The organism is Vibrio sp. 378 (assembly GCF_033339435.1).
In genome coordinates this window covers 1-513 of record NZ_JAWOUO010001218.1, presented here as the reverse complement: position 1 = coordinate 513, position 513 = coordinate 1, and the positions used below count along the sequence as shown (strand labels likewise).

At 45.4% G+C, this 513-nt stretch carries 1 protein-coding gene; it reads right to left on the bottom strand.

The genetic code is table 11. The annotated features are described in order from the left end of the window. Positions 1-513: SurA N-terminal domain-containing protein (locus tag R7Q48_RS31230; RefSeq protein WP_318134309.1), on the bottom strand; the 513-nt coding region annotated here is incomplete at both ends.

The window sequence follows — 513 nt, the reverse complement described above, 5'->3', positions numbered from 1 at the left end:
CCCTGAGATTGAACTTCGCCTGGAAGAGTAAACTCACTGCTTTGAAGCGCTGTTAGAAGCTGCTCACGCACCAATTCACGACGCATGTACTCAGCAAAAGAATCAGGAGAGAAACCTGCACGACGTAGCGATGCTTGGTAAATTTCTTGATCAAACTGACCGTTAGATTGGAACTGAGGCATTTCAAGAATCATGCTACGAACTTGAGCATCGCTGATTCGTAAGCCAAGTGCTTCAGCTTGTTGGTCAAGCAATACGTCATTAATCATACGATCAAGCACTGATTTGCGGAAAGATTCAACGTATGCAGGGTCAGCCAACATTTGAGAGAAGTAGTCACCCAATTGAGCTTGCATGCGATTGCGCTCATTTTGGTAAGCCATCTCGAACTCACCACGAGGAATCTCGGTGTTACCTACTTTCGCTGCTGAATTGTTGCTGCCATTCACTAGGTAGCTACCTACACCGGCAAATACGAAAGACAGGATGATAAGTCCAAGGATAATTTTGACC